The following is a 2,147-nucleotide window of genomic DNA, read 5'->3' on the forward strand; positions in this document are numbered from 1 at the left end:
ATCGCCGCTACAGCCTGGATAAGACCCATTTAGAACTACTGGCCCAGGTCCGTCAGATTCCGGTCACACCAGATACGGCCATCGTCGGTTGTCCGCTTCTGCCGCAAATCGTCCAAGACGGGTATGACGGCGGCTCACCATTTTGAGGACAAATACCCTGCGCTTGAGCCTGCCATCTCTGAACGACCGGCCCGATGATGTTCTCTACTTATTCTCGTACTTCCTGCAAAGCTTCAGCCATCGCCAAGTTTCCCTTCCCAAAATATTAAAAAAAGCCCTCATCCAGCATGACTGGTGGGGCAATATCCGCGAACTGCACAGCGTCGCCTTGCGTTATTACATCTTCGGCGACACCCTGAATGGGGCTTATGATTCATTATTTGACATCCCCGACGAAAACCGGAAAGAAAGTCTCCTCGATACAGCATCGTTCCAGCTGGACATGAAGCACCTGGAAAAGACGATCCAGCAGATACTCATCGGAGAGCTGCAAGAAAAAGGCTATAGCCAGAAGGATATAGCCAAATTACTCAATGTATCGCGCCAGACGATTTTCAACAAGTTGCACCGGTAACCAACGCACCTTAACACATGCATGTGTTAGAATCAATATGTTTAACGCACATGTGCGTTAAGATGTGTGAAACGTGTGCTGAAATACAATTTTCCTCTCAGTATCTTCATGACTATTGCCGATTCACTGGCTTATAGTGGGCATATTTCCCTCGCCCTTCTAAAATAAGTTTATGATTTTTCTTTAACTTATTAAGTAGATGATAAGCTTGAGCTGGTGAAACGTGAAGAAGCTTGACAACATCTGATCTTGTTACCAGTCCTTGCTTTTGAGCCAGCTTCAAGATGAGTTCCGGGTAACGAACTGTATCAATGTCAGTTTGACGCACATATCCAATGGTGTTCTCTTGTCGCTGATATAGATGGGCACTGAGAAAATATCCACGACTTTTTCCCCGTCCTATCGCCTCAATCAGGCCAGATTCTACAAGCGATTCAAGCGTAGTTGGGAGCTTATATGAAGGAATTCCGGCAGCATCAGCTATTTCCTTTTGTGACATCCGGTGATGTGTTTTCAATAAATTGAGAATTAAGAGTTCATAAACGGTAAAATCACGGTTCAGTTTTTCTTGTTCTTCTATGAGTAAGCGGACAAAATTTTTATCAGGACGACTGTCCGGGATATAAAGCCGCACAGAAGTATCAGTAGATTGGCTGTAGTCTGGTGGCAGTTTGCCATAGCGCAAACTACCAGCATAGATACGGTCAATACCCCGGCCAGACCGTTCGGCCATTCCAATGCGTTTTAAACAATCAGCAAGCACGGGATTTCGACCATGAGGTTCAGCATCTAACAGAGAATCATAAGTAATGCCCTGGATAAAGCCACCAGGATTAGCAATAGTCATGCCATCGCGTTCAATAAGAACACGGACACGTCCCAGCATGGAATAATCCCGATGACTATACGCATTGATGAGCGCTTCACGAAATGCCTGAGGAGCATAGTGCGGAATGGGAACACGGAATAGGCCAACATCAATTTCCTCTTCCTGATTAATAGAAAGAAAGTACGTATTAATTTTTTCAATACTGGCCAGCAGAGGAAGAGTAAAAGTTTCGTTGACACGAAGTTGGGCATTATCCATAATTTGTATAGATGATTCCGCTGTAGGGATAAGTTCCTGCAGGCGCTCTGCACGACCAATGAGCAACATTCCGGTGACAGTAGGAACATAGCCTTCGCTTATTTTTGTGACAAGCCGAAGAGCTTTATCCAGCTCCAGATCATCTAGCTCCAAAAGTGCGGACTCTCCATGATAGGTACGAATGATATGGCGCAACCGTTCCCGTTCAGCAGCGCTCAAATCATCCCGGGTTGAGTCAGGCAACGGTTGCGCAGAGAAATCCAATAAAGACAAACTGGAAAGCCGCTGAGGAATTTCATAGGGATATAAAGGAACATTTTCTGGTGTATGATCTGCTTTTAATCGACGTTTTTGTATTTTTCCAGCAGCACTTGCTACAATCGAAGTATATCGGGGAACACTTAACTTCAAAACATCACATTGCCCATCATGAAGTATTGTCGCACGTGTGCTGACTGGAGGAACTGTTTTATTGGCAATGAAGGC

At 45.1% G+C, this 2,147-nt stretch carries 2 protein-coding genes; one reads left to right on the plus strand and one right to left on the minus strand.

Annotation, left to right across the window (positions count from 1 at the left end; genetic code table 11):
* The first annotated feature begins 142 nt into the window (after positions 1-142).
* Positions 143-574 (plus strand): helix-turn-helix domain-containing protein, encoded by a 432-nt coding sequence (locus DBO31_RS03055; protein WP_234995372.1) that lies wholly within the window; start codon positions 143-145, stop codon positions 572-574.
* A 112-nt stretch (positions 575-686) separates the two neighbouring features.
* Here the strand turns inward: DBO31_RS03055 and DBO31_RS03060 are convergent.
* On the minus strand, positions 687-2,147 hold a 1,461-nt coding region (locus DBO31_RS03060; protein WP_150824414.1), incomplete at its 5' end, for an ATP-binding protein.

The organism is Megasphaera sp. DJF_B143, assembly GCF_900320625.1.
In the GTDB taxonomy this organism is placed as follows: Bacteria; Bacillota; Negativicutes; order Veillonellales; family Megasphaeraceae; genus Megasphaera; species Megasphaera hexanoica.